This window comes from Mucilaginibacter inviolabilis (assembly GCF_011089895.1).
Lineage (GTDB): Bacteria > Bacteroidota > Bacteroidia > Sphingobacteriales > Sphingobacteriaceae > Mucilaginibacter > Mucilaginibacter inviolabilis.
Map to the genome: position 1 here is coordinate 3,692,904 of NZ_JAANAT010000001.1, position 26,319 is coordinate 3,719,222.

24 protein-coding genes and 1 tRNA gene are annotated in these 26,319 nt (G+C 41.5%); 10 read left to right on the forward strand and 15 right to left on the reverse strand.

Annotated features, from left to right (window positions below):
• Window positions 1-3: 3 nt before the first annotated feature.
• The 5 genes from G7092_RS15250 to G7092_RS15270 all read right to left on the reverse strand — a co-directional run bounded on the left by G7092_RS15250 (window position 4) and on the right by G7092_RS15270 (window position 7,202).
• Window positions 4-1,707, reverse strand: coding sequence for a DUF4397 domain-containing protein (locus tag G7092_RS15250; protein ID WP_166090659.1), 1,704 nt, complete (start codon window positions 1,705-1,707; stop codon window positions 4-6).
• A gap of 3 nt (window positions 1,708-1,710) precedes the next feature.
• Window positions 1,711-5,055, reverse strand: coding sequence for a TonB-dependent receptor domain-containing protein (locus G7092_RS15255; RefSeq protein WP_166090661.1), 3,345 nt, complete (start codon window positions 5,053-5,055; stop codon window positions 1,711-1,713).
• A 271-nt stretch (window positions 5,056-5,326) separates the two neighbouring features.
• A complete protein-coding gene (locus tag G7092_RS15260) occupies window positions 5,327-6,253 on the reverse strand; it encodes a FecR family protein (RefSeq protein ID WP_166090662.1) in 927 nt (308 codons plus the stop codon).
• A gap of 56 nt (window positions 6,254-6,309) precedes the next feature.
• Window positions 6,310-6,909, reverse strand: coding sequence for an RNA polymerase sigma factor (locus G7092_RS15265; RefSeq protein ID WP_166090663.1), 600 nt, complete (start codon window positions 6,907-6,909; stop codon window positions 6,310-6,312).
• A 219-nt stretch (window positions 6,910-7,128) separates the two neighbouring features.
• A tRNA-Asn gene (locus tag G7092_RS15270) sits at window positions 7,129-7,202 on the reverse strand.
• Between the two features lie 86 nt (window positions 7,203-7,288).
• Between G7092_RS15270 and G7092_RS15275 the strand changes: the two genes are divergently transcribed.
• Entirely contained in the window at window positions 7,289-8,203 is a 915-nt protein-coding gene (locus G7092_RS15275; RefSeq protein WP_166090664.1) for a PfkB family carbohydrate kinase, read from the forward strand.
• A 267-nt stretch (window positions 8,204-8,470) separates the two neighbouring features.
• Here G7092_RS15275 and G7092_RS15280 read toward each other — a convergent pair whose 3' ends face one another.
• Genes G7092_RS15280 through G7092_RS15295 form a run of 4 tightly spaced genes read right to left on the reverse strand, consistent with a single transcriptional unit; the run spans window position 8,471 to window position 10,779 of the window.
• Window positions 8,471-8,719, reverse strand: coding sequence for a cytochrome b5 domain-containing protein (locus G7092_RS15280; protein ID WP_202985276.1), 249 nt, complete (start codon window positions 8,717-8,719; stop codon window positions 8,471-8,473).
• A complete protein-coding gene (locus G7092_RS15285; protein WP_166090666.1) occupies window positions 8,716-9,396 on the reverse strand; it encodes a lycopene cyclase domain-containing protein in 681 nt (226 codons plus the stop codon). The genes G7092_RS15280 and G7092_RS15285 overlap by 4 nt, the downstream gene beginning before the upstream one ends.
• Window positions 9,393-9,941 carry a hypothetical protein gene (locus G7092_RS15290; protein WP_166090668.1) on the reverse strand — a complete coding sequence of 183 codons (549 nt, stop codon included), beginning with the start codon at window positions 9,939-9,941 and terminating at the stop codon, window positions 9,393-9,395. The genes G7092_RS15285 and G7092_RS15290 overlap by 4 nt, the downstream gene beginning before the upstream one ends.
• Window position 9,942: 1 nt before the next feature.
• Window positions 9,943-10,779, reverse strand: a complete 837-nt coding sequence (locus G7092_RS15295; protein WP_166090669.1) for a phytoene/squalene synthase family protein — start codon at window positions 10,777-10,779, stop codon at window positions 9,943-9,945.
• A gap of 96 nt (window positions 10,780-10,875) precedes the next feature.
• On the opposite strand from G7092_RS15295, the gene crtID reads away from it, so the two are divergent.
• Window positions 10,876-12,354 carry a bifunctional phytoene desaturase/3,4-desaturase gene (gene crtID, locus G7092_RS15300; RefSeq protein WP_166090670.1) on the forward strand — a complete coding sequence of 493 codons (1,479 nt, stop codon included), beginning with the start codon at window positions 10,876-10,878 and terminating at the stop codon, window positions 12,352-12,354.
• A 107-nt stretch (window positions 12,355-12,461) separates the two neighbouring features.
• Here crtID and G7092_RS15305 read toward each other — a convergent pair whose 3' ends face one another.
• The 4 genes from G7092_RS15305 to carA form a co-directional block, all read right to left on the reverse strand.
• Window positions 12,462-12,785 carry a DUF6686 family protein gene (locus G7092_RS15305; RefSeq protein ID WP_166090671.1) on the reverse strand — a complete coding sequence of 108 codons (324 nt, stop codon included), beginning with the start codon at window positions 12,783-12,785 and terminating at the stop codon, window positions 12,462-12,464.
• A gap of 202 nt (window positions 12,786-12,987) precedes the next feature.
• A complete protein-coding gene (locus tag G7092_RS15310) occupies window positions 12,988-13,524 on the reverse strand; it encodes a hypothetical protein (protein WP_166090672.1) in 537 nt (178 codons plus the stop codon).
• Window positions 13,525-13,951: 427 nt separating this feature from the next.
• On the reverse strand, window positions 13,952-14,344 hold the full coding sequence (locus tag G7092_RS15315; RefSeq protein WP_166090674.1) for a hypothetical protein: 393 nt from the start codon (window positions 14,342-14,344) through the stop codon (window positions 13,952-13,954).
• Between the two features lie 287 nt (window positions 14,345-14,631).
• Complete coding sequence (carA, locus tag G7092_RS15320; protein ID WP_166090675.1) at window positions 14,632-15,732, reverse strand: glutamine-hydrolyzing carbamoyl-phosphate synthase small subunit; 1,101 nt, start codon at window positions 15,730-15,732, stop codon at window positions 14,632-14,634.
• A 350-nt stretch (window positions 15,733-16,082) separates the two neighbouring features.
• Between carA and panB the strand changes: the two genes are divergently transcribed.
• From panB to G7092_RS15340, 4 genes are all read left to right on the forward strand, one after another.
• Window positions 16,083-16,898 carry a 3-methyl-2-oxobutanoate hydroxymethyltransferase gene (gene panB / locus G7092_RS15325; RefSeq protein WP_166090676.1) on the forward strand — a complete coding sequence of 272 codons (816 nt, stop codon included), beginning with the start codon at window positions 16,083-16,085 and terminating at the stop codon, window positions 16,896-16,898.
• A gap of 86 nt (window positions 16,899-16,984) precedes the next feature.
• Window positions 16,985-17,710, forward strand: a complete 726-nt coding sequence (locus G7092_RS15330) for an RluA family pseudouridine synthase (RefSeq protein WP_166090678.1) — start codon at window positions 16,985-16,987, stop codon at window positions 17,708-17,710.
• A 469-nt stretch (window positions 17,711-18,179) separates the two neighbouring features.
• A complete protein-coding gene (locus tag G7092_RS15335) occupies window positions 18,180-18,539 on the forward strand; it encodes a VOC family protein (RefSeq protein ID WP_166090679.1) in 360 nt (119 codons plus the stop codon).
• A gap of 229 nt (window positions 18,540-18,768) precedes the next feature.
• Window positions 18,769-19,467 (forward strand): alpha/beta hydrolase, encoded by a 699-nt coding sequence (locus G7092_RS15340; protein ID WP_166090680.1) that lies wholly within the window; start codon window positions 18,769-18,771, stop codon window positions 19,465-19,467.
• A gap of 88 nt (window positions 19,468-19,555) precedes the next feature.
• Here the strand turns inward: G7092_RS15340 and yiaK are convergent, their stop codons facing one another.
• Window positions 19,556-20,545 carry a 3-dehydro-L-gulonate 2-dehydrogenase gene (gene yiaK, locus G7092_RS15345; protein WP_166090681.1) on the reverse strand — a complete coding sequence of 330 codons (990 nt, stop codon included), beginning with the start codon at window positions 20,543-20,545 and terminating at the stop codon, window positions 19,556-19,558.
• Window positions 20,546-20,774: 229 nt separating this feature from the next.
• On the opposite strand from yiaK, the gene G7092_RS15350 reads away from it, so the two are divergent.
• From G7092_RS15350 to G7092_RS15365, 4 genes are all read left to right on the forward strand, one after another.
• Window positions 20,775-21,296, forward strand: a complete 522-nt coding sequence (locus G7092_RS15350; protein ID WP_166090682.1) for a hypothetical protein — start codon at window positions 20,775-20,777, stop codon at window positions 21,294-21,296.
• A 125-nt stretch (window positions 21,297-21,421) separates the two neighbouring features.
• Window positions 21,422-22,000 carry a phosphoribosylglycinamide formyltransferase gene (gene purN, locus G7092_RS15355; RefSeq protein WP_166090683.1) on the forward strand — a complete coding sequence of 193 codons (579 nt, stop codon included), beginning with the start codon at window positions 21,422-21,424 and terminating at the stop codon, window positions 21,998-22,000.
• 105 nt (window positions 22,001-22,105) lie between these two features.
• Window positions 22,106-23,722 carry a gliding motility protein RemB gene (locus tag G7092_RS15360; protein WP_166090684.1) on the forward strand — a complete coding sequence of 539 codons (1,617 nt, stop codon included), beginning with the start codon at window positions 22,106-22,108 and terminating at the stop codon, window positions 23,720-23,722.
• Window positions 23,723-23,741: 19 nt separating this feature from the next.
• Window positions 23,742-25,376, forward strand: a complete 1,635-nt coding sequence (locus G7092_RS15365) for a gliding motility protein RemB (protein WP_202985277.1) — start codon at window positions 23,742-23,744, stop codon at window positions 25,374-25,376.
• 9 nt (window positions 25,377-25,385) lie between these two features.
• On the opposite strand, the gene G7092_RS15370 is transcribed toward G7092_RS15365, so the two are convergent.
• On the reverse strand, window positions 25,386-26,294 hold the full coding sequence (locus G7092_RS15370) for a serine hydrolase (RefSeq protein ID WP_166090685.1): 909 nt from the start codon (window positions 26,292-26,294) through the stop codon (window positions 25,386-25,388).
• Window positions 26,295-26,319: the final 25 nt, after the last annotated feature.

The following is a 26,319-nucleotide window of genomic DNA, read 5'->3' on the forward strand; positions in this document are numbered from 1 at the left end:
ATTTTATTTATTATGTTTAATAATGACTAAATGTGCTCCCTGGCCTGCCCCACCCGCATTGTTAAGACTACCAATAAGCGCCACTGAATAAATGCCGAATTCTGTTCGTGGCAGACCTGTAAAATTGCCCTGACTATAAACTGATTTGTTGGCAATAAAATCTGCCGGCTGGATTGCGGTAATATTGGAAAGCCATGTTCCGGGCACAATCAAAGGAGATGGCTGGGATTGGTAAACCCTGATCTGGTCAGGAATGCCCAAAGTATAGGCGGAGGTTGTTAAGATTTGTCCTGGTGTAATATTTTGCTGCAAAGGCTGCCCATTCTGATCGGTAAATGTGGCATAAGGTAAATCCTGGCAAAAGTTTAAAAACCGGAGTGCCGGAGTATAAGCATAATGAGTTATACTATTCACGCCCGTCGCTACATCTCCGCCATAATTGTTGTTAAAGTAATTACCGCTCATGTTATCTGTTGCAAATGACAAGTCCGTTTTACCATTGGCAGCATATGCCCAAACTGTCCATACATCATTACCTTTTACAGAGAGCGTTTTTTCGGCAAGAACTTTCCCGTTTTGATCTATAGCCTTTATATCATGGTCGCCTTGTACATAGATCTGGTAATCTGTTGCTTTGCCAAAAGCCAGGGCAGAACCCAGAGATTTGCCATCAACCAGTAAACTGATATTGGCTCCCGGGATAACATTTACAGCCTGAACCCTTGCGTAGGTTAAATTTACCGGCACACTGATATCGGCTATGGTTCTGAAAGAATTGATGTAAACCGCACCTTCATTAATGTACGGAACAAATGTGCCGTTAACCGATGCCACAACGGTGTAAACCCCACCAGGCTCATAAGATTGGATGGTGGCAATAACGTTGTTTAAAAAATTATTATGCCCATCAACCATAATCCCGGTAACCGGATCAACATAAGTTATTCCCACGCTTTCTAAACCACTATTGGCGGCACAAGGTAGCTGCGCCCCATTTTGCGTTTGTAACTTAAATTGGTATGATCCATACGGTAGCTCTATATAATCTGAATAGGCGCCCTGTTTAACACCAGAGGTGACTGTATTTACGGGTGTACCGTCCGCATAAGTTAAAGTCAACGGTCCTTTTAAATTAGATGGGTCGCCGTTATCGATAAGGTTTAGCACCCTGATCTTAAAATGTGTTGGATCGGACGGAGCCGAAACAGAACGGGGTATGGCAATCACGGTATCAGTAAGCGGCGGGAAACTGGCACTATGAACGCCGCTATAAATTGCGTAATAGTCTAACGGATGATTAAAATTATCAACCGCCTTAAATACCGTTGGACTAATGGTATCATTTGGAGCACCTGCTCCTATCATAGATACTTTGTTTAGCGATATATTCGCAGATCCGTCAGCATTGATCAGGTTTTGAGGAATATACCAGGCATTCCCTTTACCGCTGAAACTACCGGTTGAAGGAAAATAAAGTGTTCCGCTTACAGGCGGTACATTTCCCTGGACCTGAGGCAGGAAATTAGTTAGCTTTTGCCCATTAGCAATTACCTGGTTATAATCGGATATATTAACTATACGTGCGCTGGAGTTGGCAAAATGCAAACTTGTAGGGCGATTATCGTATGTAAAGTCTTCCTTTTTTTTACAGGAACAGATTACTGTTACCGTCAGAAATATGAATAGAATATATTGTGATACTTTCATAGTTTAATACAGATTATAAGTTAAGCCCAGCATCAGTTCGGTTCCATAGGTATAGCTGCGGTGGATATAGCTTTTGCCATAATACTGCCCTCCGGTTCCCGGATCGGCATAAACCTCCTGGTAAGGATGATTCAGTATATTTTTAGCAAATCCTTTTAGTTGTAGCCTGCGGGTAATCTGTTGCCTGAAAACCAAGTCAAGAACAGGTACAGGGCGGGTATACAAATCGGGTTCACCGGTTAGGTTCACCTGGATCAATCGTTCACCTACCTCATTAAAGCTTACAGTGATATTGGTCTTACTATGTGGATTATCATAATCCAGGGAAGCGTTGATGGAGTAAGGCGCCTGTTCAAACAAAGGACTGGTGGCTGATGCCTGCCGGTCAATGGTACGGTTATCATTTAATCGTTCAGCATTCTTCTGTATGGAACTCTGTGCCAGCATTAAATTTGTACCAATGAAAAAATATCGAAGCGGAGTCCATACTCTACCTAAATCCTTAACTACCTCCAGCTCTACCCCGTACACCTTACCTTTATTGGGATCATTTGTGTACTTAATAACAGGAAACTCAGGATAATTAGATAAGTCGCCAGCAGAATTTAAGGTATAAGTTTTGGTCAGCTGGTCAGTGATCTGTTTATAAAAGCCGGAAGCTGAAATCACTTCGCCCGGATTAGGAAACCATTCCCATCTAAAATCCATATTGCGGTTAAACTGATTCTTCAGATTGGGATTACCTACCACTACCGCTTGTTGTACCGGGTCGTAATTATAAACGTTGGTTAGTTCCCTTAACTCAGGTCGGGCCAATGCGGTACTATACGCAAACCTGAAGTTCATGTTCTGCTTCAAAGTATAAGTTAAGTTTGCAGAGTAGTAAGGCTTGTATTTTGTGGTATAAACTGTTTTTGGATTGATAAGTACCAGGTTAACATTCCCCTGTTTTAATGAAGGGTCGATGTAAATGTTAGTCGTATCCACCAGCGATTGGATATTGGTAGACTCAAACCGTACACCACCGGTAAAACGGAGATTCTTTAAGGGCTTCAGATCTGCCATGGCATAAAAAGCCCGGGTTTCATAAAAACCAGTATAATTATTAGGGGATTTTAAGGAGTTATAAAGAAATCCGCCAACAACCGGGCTGCCCTCCGCATTATAATTGGAAGGGTTAAGAATACCTACCTTATCATAGCCCACCAGTTGATTAAGATTTCCATTCACCGTATATAATGGAGCGGAGCCCAATGAAGAAAAATTTGATCCGGGAAGGGTAAGCTGGTTTTCGGTATATACCCGGTCACGATGCAGGTAATTACCACCAAGCTTTAACAGTTGTTGCTGCCCCAGAAGGGTAAAAGGTACAGTTACATCAACTTTGTAGTTATGATTGGTTTCATTTAAATCACGATAGTACCTGCCATTCGGATCAACCTGTACTTTACCAAATGGCCCTATACCATTTGCATAGCCTGATAGCAATGAATAATAATCATTAGTTGAAATGGAACCGATGCTATTATTAGGGCCGATAATACCAAATAAACCGGGTTTGGGTAGTTTGTAATCAATCAGGTTAACAACTCTGTAATCGGGCTCGTTTTGTTCAGATTTTGATGTGGCCAGGTTATAACTCACCTTAATGCCATTTTTGGCATCCCATAATTTGTGCTCACCCTGCAGATTAAAGGTATTCAGGGTACGATACGTTTGCCTTAATGTATAGCTGGTTTCAGTAACTGTTCCGGGAAGGGCTACATAATTAAAGCTTCCGTGCAGATTTTGTCCTTCTGCCTCTGCTCCTCTGCTGCCCATATATTGCAGGTTGATTTCATTTAAGGCATTAAACCGGTAAGTTAAACCGGCAAGAAAACCATAATTCAAGGTTTGTGTGCCTGTATTTTCTTTTAAATTGACATACTGCCCCAGGTTTGGGTTATTAGGGGTGATATAGGAAGGAATGATACGTGGAGCAAAAATATAATTGCTGCCCGTAACCACCCCTTGCCTGATGGAATAGTCGGTAACAGTCCCATTGTAAATATCATCAGACCTGTAATAATAGCTGGCACCGGCTATAACACCCAGTTCATGGGTTTTGAATATTTTGAAAGAATTACCATAACTCACAGAATAAACCTGGTTTGATTGAGCCGGATGGTAGTTTGTTGTCAGCACTGGATCAAAGCCGTGCATGATATTATTAATCTGGCTGGCTTGCTTAGCTAATTCAGGGCTATTTCTGCTATCTGCGATGATCTGCTGCATTTGCAGATTTCCGCCAGGGTATTCAGTAGCCAGATTGGTAAAATCTTTTGACAGATTTTTCTTAGCTACATTTTGCCCCCACGTGCCCAGGTTATCGTTATAAAAACCATTCACCTTTCCACCGAAACCTACATTAGAATTAAATCCGTTCTCTACAGTAATAGTCAATGTAGCAGAGTCAGGTACTGATTTTGTTTTCAATTCAATGATACCGGCTGCGGCGTCGGCGGGTTTATCCGGGGTGGCTGTTTTATAAACCGTTATGTTATCCAGTAAAGATGCCGGGATCAAGTCAAGAGGAATAGAACTACGATCTGGATTAGCCGAAGCCAACCGCACACCATTCAGCTCCCCGATAACGCTTCGGTCACCTAAGCCCCTTATCGCTACATATTTACCATCCGTAACGGTAACTCCCGACACCCGTTGCAAGGCTTGTGTAGTGGTAATACTCGCTGTTTTTTCGATGTTAGCAGCAGAAATACCATCAGAAACCACTGCACTAAGTTTTCGATCATTTAATAATGATATCTGGTTATCCACTTTCCGGCGTGCCTGCACACTCACCTCGTTCAATTGTGTAGATAGTACCTCCAGGTAAATATTTAAGGTGACCGTGTTTTTTTCCTTTACGGATACGCTCAGGATCTTTTTTACTTTATAGCCAATATATCCGGCACTCAGATCGTAAACACCAACCGGTAAGCTAATACGATAATGGCCATTGACATCTGCCGAATAGGAACGGCCATTGATGGTCACTGTTGCCCCGATTAATGTTTCTTTGGACTTGGCGTCATAGATGGTTCCTTCTATGACGCCTTCTACCGGGGGGCTTTTTTTGAATAAAACAATGACGTTTTTTTGGTCTGCGTATTTAAATTCTGTTTTAGATAAAATGACATCCAATACATAAGCAAGGGATTGATCTGAAAAATCATAATTTTTCAGAGTAACCTGCTCTAATGCTGCAGGATCATAAGAGAATTTAACATTTGTAAGTCCTCTCAGTTTCTCTATTGCATTTTCTAAGGTTTCTCCATTTTTAAAATGGACAGAAACTTTGGTATTCAAATTCTGTGCTGAGCTAATATTAGCACAAAATGCGGCAAATATATTTATTGAAATAAAACATATAACCAAAGAAATTCTCATAAAAATTGTAACTATAACCGTTACCGATTTTTTCATATTTTCGAGTCGTTTATTTATTAAGCAAAAGCGGGTACCACATAAACATCCAGGAAGCTGCAATTTTCTGTTAGTCTGTGGAGCCGCGTATTTAATCAGTACCTGTTCCAAGCGGGTACTGATTTTTATTTTGAGGAGGAATTAATGTAAATTGTTATTTCATAAGTGCGACCTCCTTATTTTTAATGACATAATTAACATGGTGAATAAGCTTTAACTGCTCCAGTATATCCCGGATATTATCTTTCATATTGAATTGTGTGGTAATACTTAATTTTTGCAAATCAGGTGATTTCAGGATTACCTTTAAGCCATAAATATTTTCCAGTTGTAAGGCTAACTCGCTTATAGAAGCATTCTTAAGCACATACTCACCGCTCTTCCAGTTGTCTGCCAGCCCGGCAGAAATTGTCGTAAAATCAATCTCGTCCGTTAGTGTATTAAAGGTTAACTGTTGCTGCGGTGTTAAAAGACGCAGTAGTTTTTTACCATTCATCACCGCTACCTTGCCCGTTGCTACACTTACTTGTATATGCTTAAGTTGTTTGTAGTTTTTTATAAGAAATGAGGTGCCGAGCACTTGTGTGTTCAGCTTTCCGGATAATACAATGAAAGGATGATTAGCATCATGCTTTACCTCAAAAAAGGCTTCGCCTTCTACTAGCTGCACTTCACGAAGATGGCCTTTGAATTTCTGTGGGAATTTCAGAACAGATCCGGGCCTTAAATAAACAACTGAGCTGTCAGAGAGCACCATTTTATCCAGATGCCCATGCAGGGATTTTACCTCCGACCAAACTACCCGACGCTGTTCTTCCAAATGCTGCCGAATTATCATGGAAGCCAGAATACCAAGGCCGGAAAGGAAAACAATGACAGATGCTATTTTTAAATAATAGTAACGATTAAATCTTTTTTTATGGATTTCATTACGGATACCTTTAAATATATCCTCGCCAATGCGCTGTTTAGCTTCATTACTGCCAAATGCATCAAATGGTTGGTTATCATCAGTCTGATCAAACCAGGCGTTAGCCTCCCGGTCAAGATCATTATTAAAGGACTTTCTTCTGTTCCGCATATATACATCTACCGAGTCAAACCGATAAAGTACTTTAAGGGACAGTTATGAATGTATTACTTCTTTGTTAACAGGAAAATTAAAATGCCGGCCAGGTTAGCGGGCTCTGCGTAAAATGTTTTCGCTTTTCTGCGTAAACGTTCCAGCGCCTGGGAAATGTTATTCTTTATAGTTTGCTCTGAGAGGGAAAGCTCTATAGCTATTTCACGAATTGATTTATTCTCATAGCGACTGAGTAAAAAAGTTTTCTGCATAGTATCAGGCATCTTTTCTATCTCGTCCTTAAAAACCGATTCCAGTTCTTTAGCCTCCAGGTTAAACTCCGGAGAATAATGTTCTGGCAGGTCATTCTGAAAACTGGTATCCCGATTGATGGAAGCGTACTTTTTTTTATAATGGCTGATAGCCTTTGTTCTTGCAGCGGTATTTAGCCAGGGGGCTAATGATTTTTCTGCGATAATGTTTTTTCTCGAAATCCAGATATTCACAAAAATGTTCTGAACAATATCTTTCGAATCATCCACATCACCAATCCGTCGGTAGATCATCGTATAAACTTCGGCCCAGTACTTTTCATACAGCGTTTTGAATGCAGCCTCATCTCCTTTTTGTAAGGCAGCTATCAGTTCCTGGTCTGTATCTGAAACGATGTACATACGCCTCGAAGATAAGTAATGAATATTAAGCCAATATTATATTAAATATCAGGACCAGAAAGCATTCCAGGATTTTGCTATGAGCCCTCAGAAAAGATGCGCTTAAATTAAGTTATAGGAAAATAGACTAGAATAAGAATGTAATTCAATAGGTTTCAAATGCATATTTTGAATTTTGCAGAAAACAAAAAAAGCCTAGCGGACATGCTAGGCTTATTGCTCCTGAGGCTGGGCTCGAACCAGCGACCCTCTGATTAACAGTCAGATGCTCTAACCGGCTGAGCTACTCAGGAGTATTTTCCGATTGGAGTGGTGCAAAAGTATGATTTCTGAGGTAATTTCACAATATTTGCGCAAAAAAATTTTAAAAATATTTTACATGAGCTTGTTAGTTATTGGTACTGTGGCATTTGACGCTATTGAAACACCCTTCGGAAAGACAGATAAAATTGTTGGTGGGTCGGCAACCTTTGCCAGTTTAGGCGCATCTTACTTTTACGGCCGTATAAAAATCGTTGCTGTGGTAGGTGACGATTTCCCGCAGACCGAGATCGAAGACCTTCAAAAACATAACGTGAACACCGAAGGTCTGCAGATAAAACAAGGTGAAAAATCCTTTTTCTGGAGCGGAAGATACCATAACGACATGAACAGCCGTGATACTTTGGCTACTGAGCTCAATGTTTTAGAGGCTTTTGACCCCATTATTCCAGATTCTTACCAGGATTGCGAGTACCTGATGCTGGGTAATTTATCACCACAGGTACAGCAAACGGTTATCAAAAGGCTAACCAAGCGTCCAAAATTGATTGTGATGGATACCATGAACTTTTGGATGGACATTGCTCTTGATGAATTATTGGCTACTATTAAGCTAGTTGATGTGATCACTATAAATGATGCCGAAGCCCGCCAATTGTCGGGTGAATTTTCCCTGGTGAAGGCTGCCCGTAAAATATTAACCATGGGACCAAAATATGTGATCATTAAAAAAGGCGAGCATGGTGCCCTGCTTTTCCATGAGGATAAGATATTCAGCGCCCCTGCGTTGCCATTGGCCGAAGTATTTGATCCGACTGGGGCCGGCGATACCTTCGCTGGTGGATTTATTGGTTACCTGGCTAAAGTAGGTTCGATAAATTTTGATTCCATGAAAAACGCCATCATATACGGATCAGCCCTGGCTTCATTCTGTGTTGAAAAATTTGGCTCAGAGAGATTGCGGAACCTATCCCAGGAAGAGATTACAGCCCGCGTACAGGAATTTGTTAGCTTATCCAAATTCGAAATATAAAAAGCTTCTCCCAACCCTCTCCTTCAGGAGAGGGCTTTTGAAGTCCATTTTGTTACAAAGTGGGTTTACATGGTTTACACTTTTCATGGTTAACATACACACAAATAACTTATAGTCAATAATTTATGTGAATTTTTCTTAAAAAAGTGTAAACCGTTAATTTTATAGCCCTGCTGGTGGCTGTTTTTGTCTTTATAGCCTTATTTTAATATTTCACAGTAGGAATAGGTCAACATGAATGAAGATATATTCATCCTATCTCCCTCTTTAAGAGGTTGGACGGCTTAGTCGCCCTACAGGCTCAAACTTCTCAAATACCATTTCAGTATGCGGGGCATCGGCCAGTTCTTCAGTCAGGTCTTGCCCGGCCCAGTGTTCGTAGTGTTTGCCGTTTCTCCATAGCCGGCTTTCGCTCACATCATAGATCAGTCCTTTATAGGCCACCCATATCTGCGGCTTATCCTGCCCGTTACGCAGGGCCAGCTGTGACTTGGTATACTCCGGAAGTTGATTCAAGATAATTGACTTTTAGTTTTAAAATATTCAAAAAAACCGATGTTCATCAACAACAGGATAATTAAATAAAAATGATCCTCTATAGGGATGGTACCTATTCGTTTTCCCATATTTTCGCTATTGTTATATATAACTATGGGTATGGATGTCAATATACCATTTACGATATAAAAAGGAATAAGCGCCACCAGATAAGCCAGGTAAAACCGGTTAAGCCATCTTACTTTAAATACATATTGCAGCAAAGGCACCAACACCAGTAACACACCAAAAGTTACAACAGTATATAAACGGTCATAATAAAAAATGAGCCCTAATATACTCAGCATAATGATCAAACTATTGATAATGCGGGTGAGCCTGTTATCTATCTGCCATTTAATATAATAATTTAAACAGGCATAAATAAAGATACAAGCAAACGGTACGGTGATAAAAAACAGGATTTCCTCCAATGGTAAGCCCCAGAGAGTTAGCCCTATAATATAGTGTGGGTTAAAAGACCACACCCCTTTTACCGCGAAAAGAACATCCCAAAACAGAAAGAAAAGCGCGGTTATGGTCATTCCCGGCCAAATGAATTTCCAGCTTTTATAAAAATGAACCCGCTTATCAAACGATAATACAACCGGAAAAAACACGGTCAATATATTGATCAATAAGTAGGTATATTTCACTTTAAAGCGGCTAAGAGCTTGTTTAACTCATCAATTTGAGCGGGGGTGCATCTCCGGGAATTCACCAAAAACTTAATGATCTCTACCGTAAGTTCCTTATCAGCTGTACCATAATTTTTTTTATCCAGTTGGGTGATGATCTCTTTACTATCCGTAGCTATGTTTTTGTTGTAGCCTAAAAACCCGGGCACACTGTCTTCCACAGAAAAACGCATAAACCTGATCTCGATATTATGCGGATCAACTTCTATGGCTTTTTCAAATGTTTTTTCGCAGTTTTTCAGATACTTTATCTTGGAGTATGGATTCCAGGCATGCTTTGCTTTCAAAGCCTGCACACCGGCTATAAAACCCTCCATAATGCCCGTACGGTTTTTTACACTGCTTAAACTTTTATAAAGAGAATCAGTGGTTTTGCTGTCATTAATAGCCTCCCTTAATTGCCTGCGTATATTTTTCAGGTTTGGCTCATCGGCCTTTACGTTTTGTACCATCAACAAAAACGAAAACATTCCGGCTATAAAAAAAATATGTCTCCTCATCATCTTAAATCACATTCAGTTTTTGTTGTAAAACAGCTTTAACGTACAAGCCCATTTTCCGGGTATCAGAAATGCGTATCCTTTTTTGCAGAATAACATTTGCAGGTGTATAACTTATTTTTTTAAATAGTTTCAAATAATAGGTATAAGCTATGTAAACCCCTAAACGCGTACCTGCGGGTAATTGTTTGATCCCCTCAAAAGCCTGGTCAAAATCGTTTTTTATATCCGCTTCAATACGGCGCTTGTCCTGTTCGGTAAAATTGTCAAAATCAATTCCGGGGAAATAGGTACGGCCACGCTCCTGATAATCGGCCTGTATATCACGTAAAAAATTTACTTTCTGAAAAGCTGCCCCCAAACTACGGGCCTGGGATAAAAGCGACTGATATTGCGCCTCATTATTACCTGTAAAAACACGCAGGCACATGAGTCCTACCGTCTCGGCCGAACCATATATGTAGGTTTCATAACAGACCGGATCATAGGCTTTTTTATCCAGATCCATTTCCATAGAGCGTAAAAAAGCGTCGATAAGTCCCATTTCGATACCATACCCATTCACTACCTGCTGAAACGAGTGTATAACCGGGTTTAAACTGATCTTTTCCTGTATCGCTTTAAACGTTTCCTTCCTGAAATCGCTGAGTAAGGTTAATTTATCATACTCATGAAAGGTGTCTACTATTTCATCGGCATACCGTACAAAGCCATAAATAGCGTAAATAGGATAACGAAATTGCTTATCAAATGCTTTTATCCCCAAGCTAAATGATGTGCTATACTTATTAGTTATCAATTTACTGCATTCAAAACTGGTCTTGTCGTACAGATTCATCATTTACACGTGGGCTGATCTCCAAAAGTACAAATTCAAACCGTTATTGTTTTTTTATGACCACAAAACAATTTGTTTAACTTGGCCCTCTATAGCTATATGAACAGGGGCAGGCATATCATCATCATCGGGGCTGGTTTCGCGGGCTTATCAGCTGCCTGTGTGTTAGCTAAAGAAGGCTTTAAAGTAACCATATTAGAAAAGAACGATCAACCCGGTGGCCGGGCACGGGTCTGGGAAAAAGATGGCTTTCAATTTGACATGGGCCCCAGCTGGTATTGGATGCCCGATGTATTCGAGAACTTTTTCGCCCTTTTTGGCAAAAAAACCGCTGATTACTATCAATTAGAACGTTTAGATCCCGGGTACCGCATCTATTATGGCCCTGGCGATGCAATGGATATCCCCGCCAACATGAACGAACTGGAAGCCCTTTTTGAGCAAACAGAATCAGGCAGCAGCGTTGGCCTGCGGCAGTTTTTAAAACAGGCCGCTTATAAATACCAGGTTGGTATAGGTGAATACGTGTTCCGCCCCTCGCATTCCATTACCGAATTTATCGACTTTAACCTCATCAAAAAAAGCCTCAGCATGCAGCTGTTAAGCAGTATGAGCAAACATGTGCGTGGTTATTTTAAAAACCCCAGATTGATTAAACTATTAGAGTTTCCGGTTTTATTTTTGGGCGCTACACCGCAAAATACCCCTGCTATGTACAGCATGATGAATTACGCCGACCTAGCTTTGGGTACCTGGTACCCGCAAGGCGGTATGAACCAGATTGTGAAGGCTATGGTTAACCTGGCCGAAGAGCTAGGCGTCGACATAAAATTGAATACCGAGGTTGTTAACATCGAAATAAAGGATAACAGGGCAAGTAATATAAATACCTACCAAGGCGCATTCCAGGCTGATTTTGTAATAGCCGGAGCTGATTATGAACATGTTGACCAACACCTATTACCTAAATCACACCAAAACTATACCGAAAAATACTGGGATAGCCGAACCATGTCGCCATCGAGTTTGTTGTTTTACATCGGTACTAACAAAAAGGTAGAAGGTATAAAACACCACAATTTGTTTTTTGATGAAGATTTTGAACTGCATGCCAAAGAGATATACACCTCGCCACAATGGCCTACAAACCCGCTATTTTATGTTTCCTGCACTTCCAAAACCGATCCTGGCGTAGCGCCGGAAGGCGGCGAAAATCTATTTTTCCTGATGCCGATTGCGCCCGGGCTTCACGATGATGAAAGCATCCGCGAAAAATATTTCGATCTGATGCTCAGCCGCTTCAAACACATTACCGGACAGGATATCCGCGATTCCATCATAGTGAAGCGCAGTTACGCGTTGAACGACTTTAAGGCCGACTACCATTCCTTTAAAGGCAATGCCTACGGATTAGCCAATACGCTTGCGCAAACCGCCTTTTTTAAGCCGGCCATGCGGGCTAAGCATGTTAAGAATATGTTGTATACCGGGCAGTTAACGGTGCCGGGACCCGGGGTTCCGCCAGCTATTATATCAGGTCAAATCGCGGCTCAGGAAGTTGTAAGAAGTATCAAGTAGCTAGTATCAAGTATCAAGATTTTGGGTTAAACCCATAAGCAGTGCTCTCATTACCTATTCCCTGTATGAGTCTTGATACTTGATACTAACGACTTGATACTAACAGACTAATTGTCATACATCAGCGAGTAGATCTCCTGCATATAAATGGCTTCGGCCATAGCAGCGTGGAAATCTTCCCACTCTTCAGTAGTAAAAGTTAACTGTACATCATTAACAGGGGTACGCATCACCAGCCGTTCCTGCCCGTCGGGGAATGAATGGGTATGTTCGGCAAAATCAAGATCGACTGTAAAATCTCTGAACTGTATAAACTGTTCGGGCGAGAAGCTTAGGATCAGGTTATTATTCCAGATAAATACACAACGGCATTCCGAGCATCGGCTCACTATGGTTGCCCCTACCTGGCTTATGATTTTTGAATCGCACATATACATTGTTAATTAAGTTGTGCCTGCCCGGCCCGCAAAGCTATCGCACCGCAGCATTTGCTCAAGAGCAGGACTTTATATTTTAAACTGTTTTTATTTACAGGTATGTCCCTTTATCAATAGGAACAAAGTAATATCTTATTTAGAATAAATCCAAATAAAAATAAAAAAAGCTTATTTACAGTAACTTAGAGACAGATAATTATTTCATGGGGATAGTTTTGGCTTTGGTCACAACTTCTTCATTCTCAAATGCACTGTACCTGATGATCACGTAACCCTTTTTACCCGGGGCTTTTTCAATAGGCTTAACATCAGCTTCCCACTGGTTGCAGTGCGTTGAGAACGAAGGCACAACTTCCTGCCAATGCTTGTTCGCCAGGGTGTACACATAGTAAGGACTCCAGCAACTGGTGAACCACTCGGGCAGGATGCCTATTTCATCCGTGCCATTATCGTTCAGATCGCCGAGATTAGTAATCGTTCCGCCAATGGCATTTGATATGACCAAGGGAGGTATTTCGGGATTAGACGACACGATTTTGATAGTACATTTGCCAACACAATCTTCGCCACTATCAGCTATCTTAGGGCCAACTACCCAAACGTACTCGGGTTTGCCATCGCCATTAAAATCGCCTTTTACGGCATCTTTAGGGATAGTATTTATTTTTTGTGAGAAACATACATGAGTTACAAAAACTAAACTTAATAGGAGTACTGTTTTAAGCGGAAGCATAATAATGTATATGTTAGATTTAAAAGATAGATTGATATGTTAAAATTCTCTTGTTTAACTACTCGAAAAAACTTTTTAAACCTTAAATTTTAACACTTTTCTGTTCAAAAACGGGCATTTTTTGGTCAAAAAGCACTCGAAAAACATCGATTTTAACACTTTTTAACAAATTACGACTTGGTTTTGGGGTGTTTTTAAAAGTTAAAAAACTATTAATTTATTGATTATCAAATAACTAACTTAAAATAACTTCATTTTGGAGCTATTTTCCTTTACCCAAACGGCCCGACTTTCTGTTACGAAAGCCGGGCCGTTTGATTCATATAAATATACGAATTTTTAGAGCACGGAACAAGGACTTTTGGAGCAAGGGCTTTCGCTTATCTACAAGTCTGTGTTTGACTTTTCGGCATCCGTATATTCCAAATCAATATCCTACCCGATACCAGTTTTCATCAAACTTTTTAAAAATATGATCCTTTATAACCGCCTTGTCCAAAGCTTTAATCTCCTCTATATCGTCGGTATATAAAAATGCCGAATAATGATCAATAAAGCCACGGTCAATATAAAACTCGACAGAGACGGTCCCTTTCGCGCTATCTCTGATGTTGAGCCCGTACCTATCCGCCTCTCCGGGCTTTAATAACCCACCTTTTATCCTCTCCACAATCCGGTTTCTTTCAGCAAATCGCAACTTGTAATCGATATATTCCATCGCATCTGGTCTTACTGTACCTACACCTGCTAAAAACGCGATCGATAAACCGGCAATTTGATATGTTGTATTGGGTACTTTAGATTTTATAAGATTTACCAAAAGGATAATTGTTAAAATTAGTCCGGTAAGCATATATGGTACTGCAAATAGCAGTTTTAAAAAACCCTGTCCCAAATAATATATAACAGGCCCCTGAGCTAAGGCCATTATCAATAGGATAGTGGTTAAGATAGTTTTATTCTTTGAACTCATCAGAAATTTTAACTCCTGCTTTAATAAGCACTAAGTTATAAAAACCACGATTAAAGTTATCCGTTCATGGTTATCATCAAACAAAAAAGCCTTTCAAGTTAAAACTTGAAAGGCTTTTTATCATCTGCACATCGTTACGACATCAATTTGATAAAATCATCAAACAGGTATCGTGAATCGTGCGGGCCGGGTGATGATTCCGGGTGGTATTGTACCGAAAATGCTTTTTTATCTTTTACACGGATACCTTCGATAGATTGATCGTTCAGGTTCACGTGGGTGATCTCTACCTTGTCAGAAGCGCGTACGGCTTCGGGCACTACGCCAAAACCGTGGTTTTGTGAAGTTACCTCGCAATGGTTGATAATAATATTTTTTACCGGGTGATTTAAGCCACGGTGACCGTTAAACATTTTTTTGGTTGGGATATCATTTGCCAAAGCCAGTAACTGGTGACCAAGGCAAATACCAAACATCGGTTTTTCAGAAGCTAAAACTTTTTTAACTGTTTCAATAGCATAAGGCATCGCAGCCGGATCGCCGGGGCCATTAGAGATGAAATAACCTGTTGGGGCAAAATCCTTTTCCATTTCTTCAAAGGTGGTTTTTGCCGGGAAAACTTTGGCATAAACGTCACGGTCGTCAAAATTACGCAGGATGTTTTTCTTCACACCCAGATCGAGCACGGCAACACGGTATCTGCCTTCTTCATCGCCAAAAGTATAGGCTTCTGTGGTTGATACTTTTGATGAAAGCTCCAGGCCGTCCATTGATGGCACTTCGGCCAGTTTAGCTTTCAGCTCATCAATATCCAGGATCTCCGAAGAAATAATGGCGTTCATAGCGCCTTTATCGCGGATATGGCGTACCAGCTGACGGGTATCCACATCAGAAATACCTACCAGGTTTTGCGCCTGGAAATAATCCTGTATCGATTCATCGGCTTGCTTGCGGCTGTAAGCAATGTTATAGTTTTTACAAACCAAACCGGCAATCTGGATATTTCCAGATTCCACTTCTTCATCGGTGATGCCATAGTTACCAATATGCGCATTGGTAGCCACCATGATCTGCCCAAAGTATGATGGATCTGTAAAAACTTCCTGGTAGCCGGTCATGCCGGTATTAAAGCATATTTCGCCGGTAGTTGTACCTATTTTTCCTGCGGCTTTACCGTGAAAAACGGTTCCATCATCCAATAATAGTACAGCCGGTAATTTGGTGAAGTATGTCATTTATCAAAAAAATTGAAAGGATTAATAAATCGGATCGCCTGGTTCAAAGCCCCGTGAAAACTGATAGAAATATTGAAGTAAGGAACTTCCTGATTCACGCCGCAAAAATACAGTTTTATTTCGGAAATTATAACACTAATTTCACGAATTTGTAATTTACAAATTTCACGAAATAAAATCTACAGTCATCGGGCCCAACACCCTAAATCTGCATCAATTTAAACTCCTTTCTAAGTAATTAACATCTATTCGTGTAATTCGATTCCATTCGTGAAATTCGAAATTAATAGTAACCTTTGCATACCGAAAACATAAATCCGATATCGAACATCCGAAATCCGAAATAAAACATGTCAATACATAAAGAAGTTAAAAGGATCACTACACATACCGTGCAGGAAATGAAGACCCGCGGCGAGAAAATAGCTATGCTTACTGCTTATGATTACTCCATGGCCACTATTGTTGATGATGCCGGGATGGATATCATACTGGTAGGTGACTCGGCCTCGAACGTGATGGCCGGTCATGAAACTACGCTGCCTATAACGCTTGATCAGATGATCTATCATGCCTCGTCGGTGGTGCGTGCGGCCAAACGCGCGCTGGTGATCGTTGATCTGCCTTTTGGTTCTTATCAGGGCAACTCCAAAGAAGCCCTTAACTCGGCTATCCGTATTATGAAAGAAGCGGGCGCACACGGTGTAAAAATAGAAGGCGGCATTGAAATAGCCGAATCGGTAACCCGTATATTAACTGCCGGCATACCGGTTATGGGTCACCTGGGGCTTACGCCACAATCTATTTATAAATTTGGCACTTACACCGTACGTGCCAAGCAGGATGCCGAAGCACAGAAATTACGGGAAGATGCCCTTACTTTACAGGAATTGGGCTGTTTTGCCATTGTGGTGGAAAAAATACCCGCCAAACTGGCCAAAGAGGTTGCAGAAAGCGTACAGATACCTATTATAGGCATAGGCGCCGGTCAGCATTGTGATGGTCAGGTGCTGGTAATACATGATATGCTGGGTATTAACAAGGGCTTTAAACCCCGTTTTTTACGCCAGTATGCCAATTTGTACGAGCAAATGAACGGCGCCATCAAAAATTATGTTGGCGACATTAAATCAAAAAGCTTCCCGAACGAGCAGGAGCAATATTAATTAGTTCATAGTTGATGGTTCATTGTTCATAGTCAATTTTGAAGCTCCCATGAACCATCAGCTATGAACCATGAACTAAACACAACATGCGTCCCGAATTTAATTATACCAGCTACGACATTACCGATAAGGATATCCTTTATGAGGATAATCACCTTATTGCCGTGAACAAACGCGCCGGTGATATTGTACAGGTTGATGAAACCGGCGATGAGCCCCTGGATGAAAAGGTTAAAAAATACATCGCCCAAAAATACAACAAACCTAACGGCGCATTTTTAGGCGTGGTACACCGGTTGGATCGCCCCGTGAGCGGCGTTATCCTGTTTGCCAAAACCAGCAAAGCACTGGACAGGATCAATAAGATGTTTAAGGCCCGTGATATGCACAAAACTTATTACGCGGTAGTACGCAAACGCCCTCAACCCGAAGCTGGTACTTTAGTACACTGGCTGGTGAAAAACTCGCAGAAAAACGTAACCAAGGCACATGATAAAGAAGTGCAGGGCAGCTTACGCTCCGAACTGCATTACAAACTGGTTGCCGAACTTAACGGCTATTACCTGATTGAAGTTGACCCGATAACCGGTCGCCCGCACCAGATCAGGGTGCAGCTATCCACCCTGGGCACACCTATTGTTGGCGATAACAAGTATGGCTATCCGCGTGGTAGTCTGCGTAAAAGCATTTGCTTGCATGCCCGTAAACTAACCTTTGTACACCCGGTTAAAAATGAGCCGGTAACGATTATTGCCCCCGTTCCGCACGATGGTTTCTGGGAAAAGTTTGAGGGTATGATGGTGGGGCAATAAGACAGAAGCAAGAGTGGTGCGGTGATAACACCGACCACAAGCTTCATGAGGTTTTTTAATGCTAAACAGTCCCTTAAAATAGTTTTCAGCTCGTAGTCGGATTCCCACTACACCACTATCAATTCGTTGAGCACCGGATTAGTGTTATCAATAACAGAATACTTAAGAACAGATTCTAGCCTGTGGTCGGTGTTATCACCGCACCACCACCAATCTTATGATGGAGAAAAATTGTCATTTCGAACGAGGTACGAGGAGAAATCTTTTACGCCAAATTATGTTCCATGCAGCCTACTAAAAACAACCCAAGTTGCAGAAGATTTCTCCTCGTACCTCGTTCGAAATGACAAACTTTTTACTTCTTCTGAACAATTAAGTAATAACGTCTGCAATAAATATAATGCGCCATTTTAACACATCACCTTCGCATTCACTTCGTTATATTTGATCAACAAATAAATCATCTGTCATGAAAACCGAATTTAACAGTATCATGCCGGTGCTGCCCTCTGCTGATATTGAAAGGGATGTGGCCTGGTACAAAGACAAAACAGGTTTTGAGCCCGTGTTTTGGGATAACATGTACGCCGTTTTAAACCGCGACAACCTGTATCTGCACCTGCAGTGGCACGCGGATACCGAAACAGACCCGCTGCTTGGCGGTTCGGTTATCAGGATAGATGTCAAAAACATTCAGCCGCTTTTTGAGGAATTTGTACAAAGGGGAACAGTTAAAGTGGATGCTTTTAAAAGCAACACACCCTGGCACACCAATGAATTTGGTTTTTTTGATCTGAATAAAAATGCCATTTTCATTATGGAAGGGTAAATAGAGAAGCAAGAGTCAGGAAACAAGATACAAGATAAAACCACTTTTACTGTAAGTCTGGTGCCGCCACTTCCATTCTCTTGATTCCTGACTCTTGCTTCTTGATTCTCTATCCCCCCTGCCACTACATTAAATTAAGATCATTTTTCTGATAACCAATCAATTCCATTCGTAATAGCTTTACATTAATTTTTAAATTGGCTTATCTTAAAACTAAAAATAACCAATTATGAAAAAGAAATTAAGTATCGTGCTGGTGCATGGTTTTTGGGGAGGCGCTGCCCATTGGAGTAAGGTTATTGTTGAATTGGCCAGCAAAGGTTATGAGCTGATTCATGCTGTTGAAAATCCGCTAACCTCGTTGGCTGATGATGCGGAACGTACCCGCAAGATGGTTGCACAACAGGACGGTCCGGTATTGTTGGTGGGGCACTCTTATGGTGGCGCCGTTATTACCGAAGCAGGCAATCAGCCCAATGTAATTGGCCTGGTATACATTGCTGCATTTGCGCCCGACGCCGGCGAAAGTCCGGGCAGTATCAGTCAGGAACATCCACCGGTTGCGTTTCCAAACCTTACGGCTGATAGTGATGGCTATTTGTGGGTAAAACCCGAACTGTTTCATGAGAGCTTTTGCCAGGACCTGACCGCGGAAGAGGCACTGGTAATGGCAGTGACACAAAAAGCCCCGCTGGCCAGTACCTTTGGCGACAATATCACCGACCCGGCATGGAAACACAAACCATCATACTACCAGATATCCAGCAACGATAGGATGATTGCGCCGGAAAATGAAGAGCGAATGTCTGCAAGGTTAGGAGCCAAAAAGATCATCACCCTGGCAGCAAGTCATGCCTCACTGGCTTCTATGCCTGCCGAAGTAGCCGCCTTTATTGATGAAGCAGCAACAGAATTTGCCGGAAATTAGAGTCGAGAGACAAGAGTCAAGAATCAAGATTTTTAATCGCATATCACGGTGAAGTCTTGATTCTTGACTCTTATCTCTTGCTTCTACCCTACAGCCCCTGTACCGTATTCCATATTTTTTCGTCGACCCAAACGCCCTCGCTTAGGTTTTTCGCACGGGTTTTCAGTGTATTTTCACCGGGATAGGATATGGATTGTCCTTCGTGCTCCGGGGTACTGGTTTTAGTATAGGCAATAATCTCTTCGATGAGGGCAGCGGTTTGCTCATCATCTCTGGGTTTTATGCAGATAAACACCTGGGAGATACCTGCCTCCGTTTTCTCTTTGCTGATCCGTGCGGTAGAGTTACCACCGCTTAAAACGGTTGCCAGCAGATCGAGCACCAGCGAAAGTCCGGAACCTTTCCAAAAACCAATGGGCAGTACTCTTTCAGATTTCAGGATGGCGGCGGCATCTGTACTTAAATGCCCGTCACTATCATAACCACCCGGCAGTGGCAACTCTTCCCCACTTGCTTCGTATTGTTTTAATTTACCAACCGCGTATTGTGATATAGCCATATCCAGCACCACATGGCCGTTTTTGCGGGGCACGGCTATCACCAGTGGGTTATTACCTAATCGCGGGGTGAGGCCACCCCAGGGTGGTAAATTGGCAATAGTATTAGTAAAACAAATGCCTATATAACCGGCCTCGGCAGCTTGCCAGCCGTAAGTACCGCCACGCATCCAGTGATTGGTATTTTTGATGGCCACACAACCTATCCCGTTTTCACCAGCCAGTTCCATGGCCCTGTTCATACATATGCCGGCGTTGAGCATTCCCGGACCATAATTGCCGTTCCATTGTTCGATAGCACCCAGGCCGCCTTCTTTTACAGATTCGGCATCGGGCTTAACCCACCCGTCTTTTACAAATTGTACAAAAACCGGGAAGCGGCTAAGCCCATGCGTATACACACCGTCTCTGCTGTTCTCTGCAAAAATAGTGGCACACTTTTCGGCTTTTTCAGTAGTAAAATCAAGGCTTAATAATATCCGTTTAAATTCGGCTTTCAGTTTTTCAAAAGGTACGCGCATGGGGCAATAGGTAAAAAGTTAAAACGGCGAAGCATTCCTGAACTCCTTAATGGAAAAACACTCCGTGAAAAAATCAAAAGTAAAAATAAAATATCCGGCTCCTTGTTTTATTTAAAGGGTAAAATGGCTAAACGGTCTTATTAAAATAATTTCAGTTTAAAAGAGTTATTATTACATCCTGGTTGCCAACTAATAACCGGGAATATTTATTTTTGCCTGCATATTTTCTATGAGAAATAAGATCCCGTTACTTTTTGTTTTAGGCTTAGTGATGATTAACCTGCTGATTAACTCCTGTAAAAAGGACAACGACAGCAACATACCACATTTGCTTACCTCGGGTAGCTGGCTGCTGGCTACGGTACAGGTTAACAACTATGTGGGAGATGCTCAGATTGGCATTACGGATACTTTATATGTTAATTGCGACTCTACCCAGACATTTACTTTCAATACCAATAATACCTGCACATTTGTGAATTTTGCCTGCCTTGCTCAAAAAACAACAGGCAACTGGTCGCTTACGGCCAACAGGCTTTATCTAACATCAGATATGACTTGCAAGGATACTACCGGCAATCTTGGAGCCGCAATAAAGCAAATACAACCTTTTTCCAATGCGCAAATAACCACACTTGGGGTTTATTCCCTGGTATTACAAACCGGGGATGTGCAGCCTAATTATTCAGCAACCTCCAGGCGGAGAATTGTGCGATACGGATTTATCAAGCAAAAAGCGGTAACACAATAAGTAAACTTTTATATTTGGATTATGATACCAGTGATTTTTTATAATAAAATTACCAGCAACATAAAACAAACCGGTATAAATAAACATTTACAGGTAACATCACCTTTGAAAAGCCCCCAATTTTAATGAAGAAACGAATTGCCATTTTTGCTTCAGGTTCAGGGTCAAATGCCCAAAAGTTAATGGAGCATTTTAAACGCAATGCCGATGCCGAAGTAGTGCTGATACTCACTAATAATCCCCAGGCTTATGTATTACAACGGGCCGATAATTTTGAGGTACCATCGCACATATTTACCAGGCATGAATTTTTTGAAACAGACGATGTGATCAGGCTACTTAAAAACCTGCAGGTTGATTTGATTGTACTGGCAGGCTTTTTATGGCTGGTACCCGCATCGCTACTAAAAGCTTTTCCAAACAAAATTATTAACCTCCACCCTTCCTTACTACCCAAATATGGTGGCAAAGGCATGTATGGCGACAATGTGCACAAAGCCATCCTGGAAGCCGGTGAGGAGGAAAGTGGTATTACCATACACTTTGTAAACGAGCAGTTTGACGAAGGCGAAATTATCCATCAATCCAAATTCAGGATTGAGCCGGGCGATAACCTGGAGATGGTTAAATTTAAAGGCCAGCAGCTGGAGCATCATCATTTTCCCAAAGTTGTTGAGGCTTTGCTCAAGAAGATGAAGAGTTGATCAAACACGCAGTATATGTTAATCTGAGATTAAAATACCATTAGAATTTGCAAATACAGAAAATACACTAACCTATAACTGTACTTTCATCGAATATTTCTTTCGATGAAACAAGTTTATCTTAATCTGGTTAAAAAAACAGGAATGGTGCTGTTGGTGTACCTGTTTGTTGCTTTAACGGCAGGCCGGAGTTACGCGCAATTGATTTATCAGCCATATAGCTATCAGTTTTACCAAAAGCTGAATACGGATGTTTACTCCACCCAAACCCGTCTGCATACCTCGTTAAAGCCCTATCTTATTGGCGATTCCAGTTCATTAAGGCCAATTTATGATTCATTAATGCAAACCCATGTGGATAAAAAGGGCCGAAGCTGGGTTTACCGGGAATTATTCCAGCAGCATTTAATTGAAGATCGTACCAAAAAGTATACTTTTTACGCTGATTTTTTACCCGATCTGCTAATAGGCAGGGAATTTACGGATAAAAAGAATGTTAGTTTAAATACCCGCGGCTACCAGATAAGCGGCACCATAGGTGCTAACTTTTTCTTTTATACCAGTGGTTATGAAAACCAGGGAAAGTTTGCCAATTACGAAACGGCCTATATTGATAAAGTGGGGATGATACCCGGTCAGGCTTATAACAGGAGCTTTTTAGGCAACACCGACTGGTCATATAGTACCGCGTTGATAGGCTTTACGCCTAACAAAAATATATCCATAGTATTGGGCGAGGATAAAACCTTTATAGGCGATGGCTACCGCTCGGTATTATTGTCGGATTATGCCTCTAATTACCCCTTGCTCCGTCTTACTTTTAACTTAGGTAAAAACGTCCAATACATGGCTATGTGGGCCTATATGGAAGATCAGAATGCCAAACAGTTCAATTCTTTTACTAATAACAGAAGAAAATGGGGGGCATTTCACTATGTAGACTGGAACATTAACAATAGGGCATCTATAGGCTTTTTTAACGCCCTTATAGCAGAAGAAGCTAATGATGTGGGCAAATTACATGGATTTGATATCAATTACATAAACCCTATACTTTTTGCATCGTCATTAGGGCCAGGTGGTGGTGCGCCAGACCATACATTGGTAGGGTTTAACGGTAAATATAAGGTCCTTGATAAAACCACCGTTTACAGTCAAATTCTGTTTGACCAGGGAACATCCACAGCCAGCAGTAATAGTAAAACGGCCTGGCAGTTAGGTTTCAGAGGATCAGATCTTTTTAAAATCAGCCGATTCAATTACCTGTTTGAATATAATACAGCAGCGCCATACACTTATTCCAGTCAATCACCTATTGTAAACTATGCAGAATTGAGCGAACCGCTTGCCCATCCATATGGCGCCAATTTCAGGGAATGCCTGGGTATTTTAAACTATACCCTGGGTAAATTTGATTTTCAGGGACAGATTAATTATGCTAAATACGGTCTTAATTCGGCTACAATCAATTATGGTAAGGATATAACGCTGGCCAATAACGTTAATTTACCGGTTACCGGTGGTTCAACCGGGCAGGGGTTAGCCACTACCTTAAAATACGCTGAAGGCACTGTTGCTTATTTAATTAACCCCAAGTATAACCTCCGCATAGAGATCGGTGGATTGCTTCGCCAGGAAAAAAATAGTCAAACCGATCTAAAAACCAGTATGATCACTCTTGGTTTAAGAAGCTCGTTCAGAAACTTATACCATGATTTTTAATCATCATTCAACAGGTATCATGAAATACAAATACTCCCTAAAAATATATAAAAGGTTCTGTTTGCTACTGCTTCTTAATATGGCGGGGCTAACAGCAGCATTTGCTCAAACTTATCAGCCCTATTCGTACCAGTTTTATCAAAAGTTGAATTCAGATTTGTATTCAACTAAATCGCGTGAGCATACTGCTTTAAAACCTTTTGCCGTAGATGACTCTCTTTTAAAAACTCATTATGATTCGCTAATGAACATCAATAACGATGGAAAAGAACATAGCTGGGGATATCGAAAGTTGTTTACCGAACACCTGGTAGACATTAAAAAAGATGATTATAGTCTTTATGGCGATATATTACCTGATTTTAGCATTGGCCGGGATTTCTCCAATCACCAAACTACCAACCAAACCTCTCTGGGTTTTCAGTTTGGCGGTTCTATAGGCAGCAGCTTATTTTTTAATGTAAGCGGCTATGACAGCCGGGCGGTATTTCCTAACTATTTAAATACCTATATTAACCAGGTTGGAATAGTTCCCGGGCAGGCTTATGACAGGACTTATCTCCAAAATGTGGCTAAATGGAATTATATAACAGCCACTGTGTCTTATGATGTAAATACCTACCTCAATATCAGCGCCGGGCGCGATAAAACATTTATAGGCGATGGGTACCGGTCGTTACTATTATCAGATTACGCTTCTCCCTACCCTTTTCTGAAATTTACCGGAACATTGGGCAATGTACGGTATATGGCTATGTTTAGCTATATGAATGACCCAGCTACCACGTCGCAATATGGTATCGACAGAAAAAAATTCGGTGTTTTCCATTATCTGGACTGGAACGTAAACAACAAGTTATCCATTGGCTTTTTTGACAATGTTATTGGCTTCCTGACAGACGACAATGGCGTTAAGCGCCCCTTTGATTTTAATTATATCAACCCCATCATATTTTTAAAGCCTATTAATAACTCCAGCGATGATCCGGATAAATCATTGTTAGGCTTTACAAGTAAGTATAAGATAAGTGATGGCATTACCGCTTACGGGCAATTTGCGCTGAACGAATTTCATGCCAAAGATTTTTTCTCCAGCAACGGCGCCGTTGATAATAAATACGGTTTTCAATTGGGTTTCAGGGGCACTAATCTGTTCAGTGTAAATAGTTTAAACTTCCTGGTAGAAACAAATAATGTAAGACCATATACCTACTCGGCCCGCTCGGCCATTGAAAACTATACCGAGAATGGAGAACCTCTGGCGCATCCGTGGGGAGCCAATTTCAGGGAACTGGTAGGTTTACTCAACTACTCTTATAAAAGGTTCGACTTTAGCGGAGAGGTTGACCTGGGCAGATATGGTCTGGATATGAACGATCTTAATTACGGCAAAAACCCATTCATGCTTTATACTCAACCGGCCAAACCATATGGCAATTACATTACACAGGGATTAACCACCAATATGATTTACCTGGAAGGTAAGGTTGCCTACCTCCTTAACCCCAAATACAATTTACGGATAGAGCTTGATGGGGTATACAGAACCGAGAAGAACAGCGTATTTAATGACAAAACCTCGCTGATAACCCTTGGCTTAAGCAGTTCATTCCGGAATCTGTATAAGGATATTGCCAGTTTCAGATCGCACTAAGGTAACCGGCTATTCATTCTTCATGTACTTATCTATACCTTCGGCAGGTTTCCAATCGCTGCCGGGTTCAAAATAGTGCCATAACAGGGCCGATATCTTTTTGATGAGCACGCTGGCTTCATTGTCGGGCACCCAGCGCTGATCGGTGTTATGATTGGTCATGATAGAAAATACATAATCGCCATGCGGGGCACTCACCAACACTGTTTCTGATTTGGCAGCGTCAACGGCACCCTGTTTGGATATGGTTTGCACATAGGGTGGTAGCTGCGACAGCGCTTTCTCGTCCCAATAAATACGAGCCATATTGCGGCTCATGCGCTCGCTGGCGGCAGCGCTAACAGCCTTACCCTGTCTGATCATGGTGAACAGGCGGCACATTTCAAACGGCGTACTTACACCCCAACCGTAAATACTGCGGATAGCTTCGCGTCCGGGTACACGGGAGTTAACCCGCATTACCTTAAACCCGTTTTGCTGCAGCCAGTTGTTAATATACTCGCCACCTACCAGTTTTTGCAGCCAGGTGCTGGCGGTATTATCGCTCATGGTAATCATGAGCAGGGCTACCTTGCTCAACTGTATGGTGTCTTTATCTTTAAAGGAACCCAGGATATCCTCGCCTTTATACAGCAGCGAATCGCGGTAAACCAGTTTTTGATTGTATTGTAGCTCGCCTTTTTCAATCTTATCCATCAAACCACATTGAATGCTCACCTTGATCATGCTGGCAGTTGGGAATAGCGTATCTGCATTAATAGCCGCTACTTTGCCTGTTTTAAGGTTTTGTACGTAGATACCCACCTGGCCATGAAAGCCCTTTACCACATCGTTGAGTTGTTGTGTAAGTTTACGATCGGCTTGGGCGAAGGCAATTGACGTTGTTAATACGAAAAGGGCAATTAGTTTGATTTTCATGTGGCATGGCGTAATAAAACTAATT

Coding starts and splice junctions, on each gene's coding strand:
- G7092_RS15250 (WP_166090659.1), bottom strand. CDS start 1,707: ATGAAAGTATCACAATATATTCTATTCATATTTCTGACGGTAACAGTA.
- G7092_RS15260 (WP_166090662.1), bottom strand. CDS start 6,253: ATGCGGAACAGAAGAAAGTCCTTTAATAATGATCTTGACCGGGAGGCT.
- G7092_RS15265 (WP_166090663.1), bottom strand. CDS start 6,909: ATGTACATCGTTTCAGATACAGACCAGGAACTGATAGCTGCCTTACAA.
- G7092_RS15275 (WP_166090664.1), top strand. CDS start 7,289: ATGAGCTTGTTAGTTATTGGTACTGTGGCATTTGACGCTATTGAAACA.
- G7092_RS15290 (WP_166090668.1), bottom strand. CDS start 9,941: ATGATGAGGAGACATATTTTTTTTATAGCCGGAATGTTTTCGTTTTTG.
- G7092_RS15295 (WP_166090669.1), bottom strand. CDS start 10,779: ATGATGAATCTGTACGACAAGACCAGTTTTGAATGCAGTAAATTGATA.
- crtID (WP_166090670.1), top strand. CDS start 10,876: ATGAACAGGGGCAGGCATATCATCATCATCGGGGCTGGTTTCGCGGGC.
- G7092_RS15305 (WP_166090671.1), bottom strand. CDS start 12,785: ATGTGCGATTCAAAAATCATAAGCCAGGTAGGGGCAACCATAGTGAGC.
- G7092_RS15310 (WP_166090672.1), bottom strand. CDS start 13,524: ATGCTTCCGCTTAAAACAGTACTCCTATTAAGTTTAGTTTTTGTAACT.
- carA (WP_166090675.1), bottom strand. CDS start 15,732: ATGACATACTTCACCAAATTACCGGCTGTACTATTATTGGATGATGGA.
- panB (WP_166090676.1), top strand. CDS start 16,083: ATGTCAATACATAAAGAAGTTAAAAGGATCACTACACATACCGTGCAG.
- G7092_RS15330 (WP_166090678.1), top strand. CDS start 16,985: ATGCGTCCCGAATTTAATTATACCAGCTACGACATTACCGATAAGGAT.
- G7092_RS15335 (WP_166090679.1), top strand. CDS start 18,180: ATGAAAACCGAATTTAACAGTATCATGCCGGTGCTGCCCTCTGCTGAT.
- G7092_RS15340 (WP_166090680.1), top strand. CDS start 18,769: ATGAAAAAGAAATTAAGTATCGTGCTGGTGCATGGTTTTTGGGGAGGC.
- yiaK (WP_166090681.1), bottom strand. CDS start 20,545: ATGCGCGTACCTTTTGAAAAACTGAAAGCCGAATTTAAACGGATATTA.
- G7092_RS15350 (WP_166090682.1), top strand. CDS start 20,775: ATGAGAAATAAGATCCCGTTACTTTTTGTTTTAGGCTTAGTGATGATT.
- purN (WP_166090683.1), top strand. CDS start 21,422: ATGAAGAAACGAATTGCCATTTTTGCTTCAGGTTCAGGGTCAAATGCC.
- G7092_RS15360 (WP_166090684.1), top strand. CDS start 22,106: ATGAAACAAGTTTATCTTAATCTGGTTAAAAAAACAGGAATGGTGCTG.
- G7092_RS15365 (WP_202985277.1), top strand. CDS start 23,742: ATGAAATACAAATACTCCCTAAAAATATATAAAAGGTTCTGTTTGCTA.
- G7092_RS15370 (WP_166090685.1), bottom strand. CDS start 26,294: ATGAAAATCAAACTAATTGCCCTTTTCGTATTAACAACGTCAATTGCC.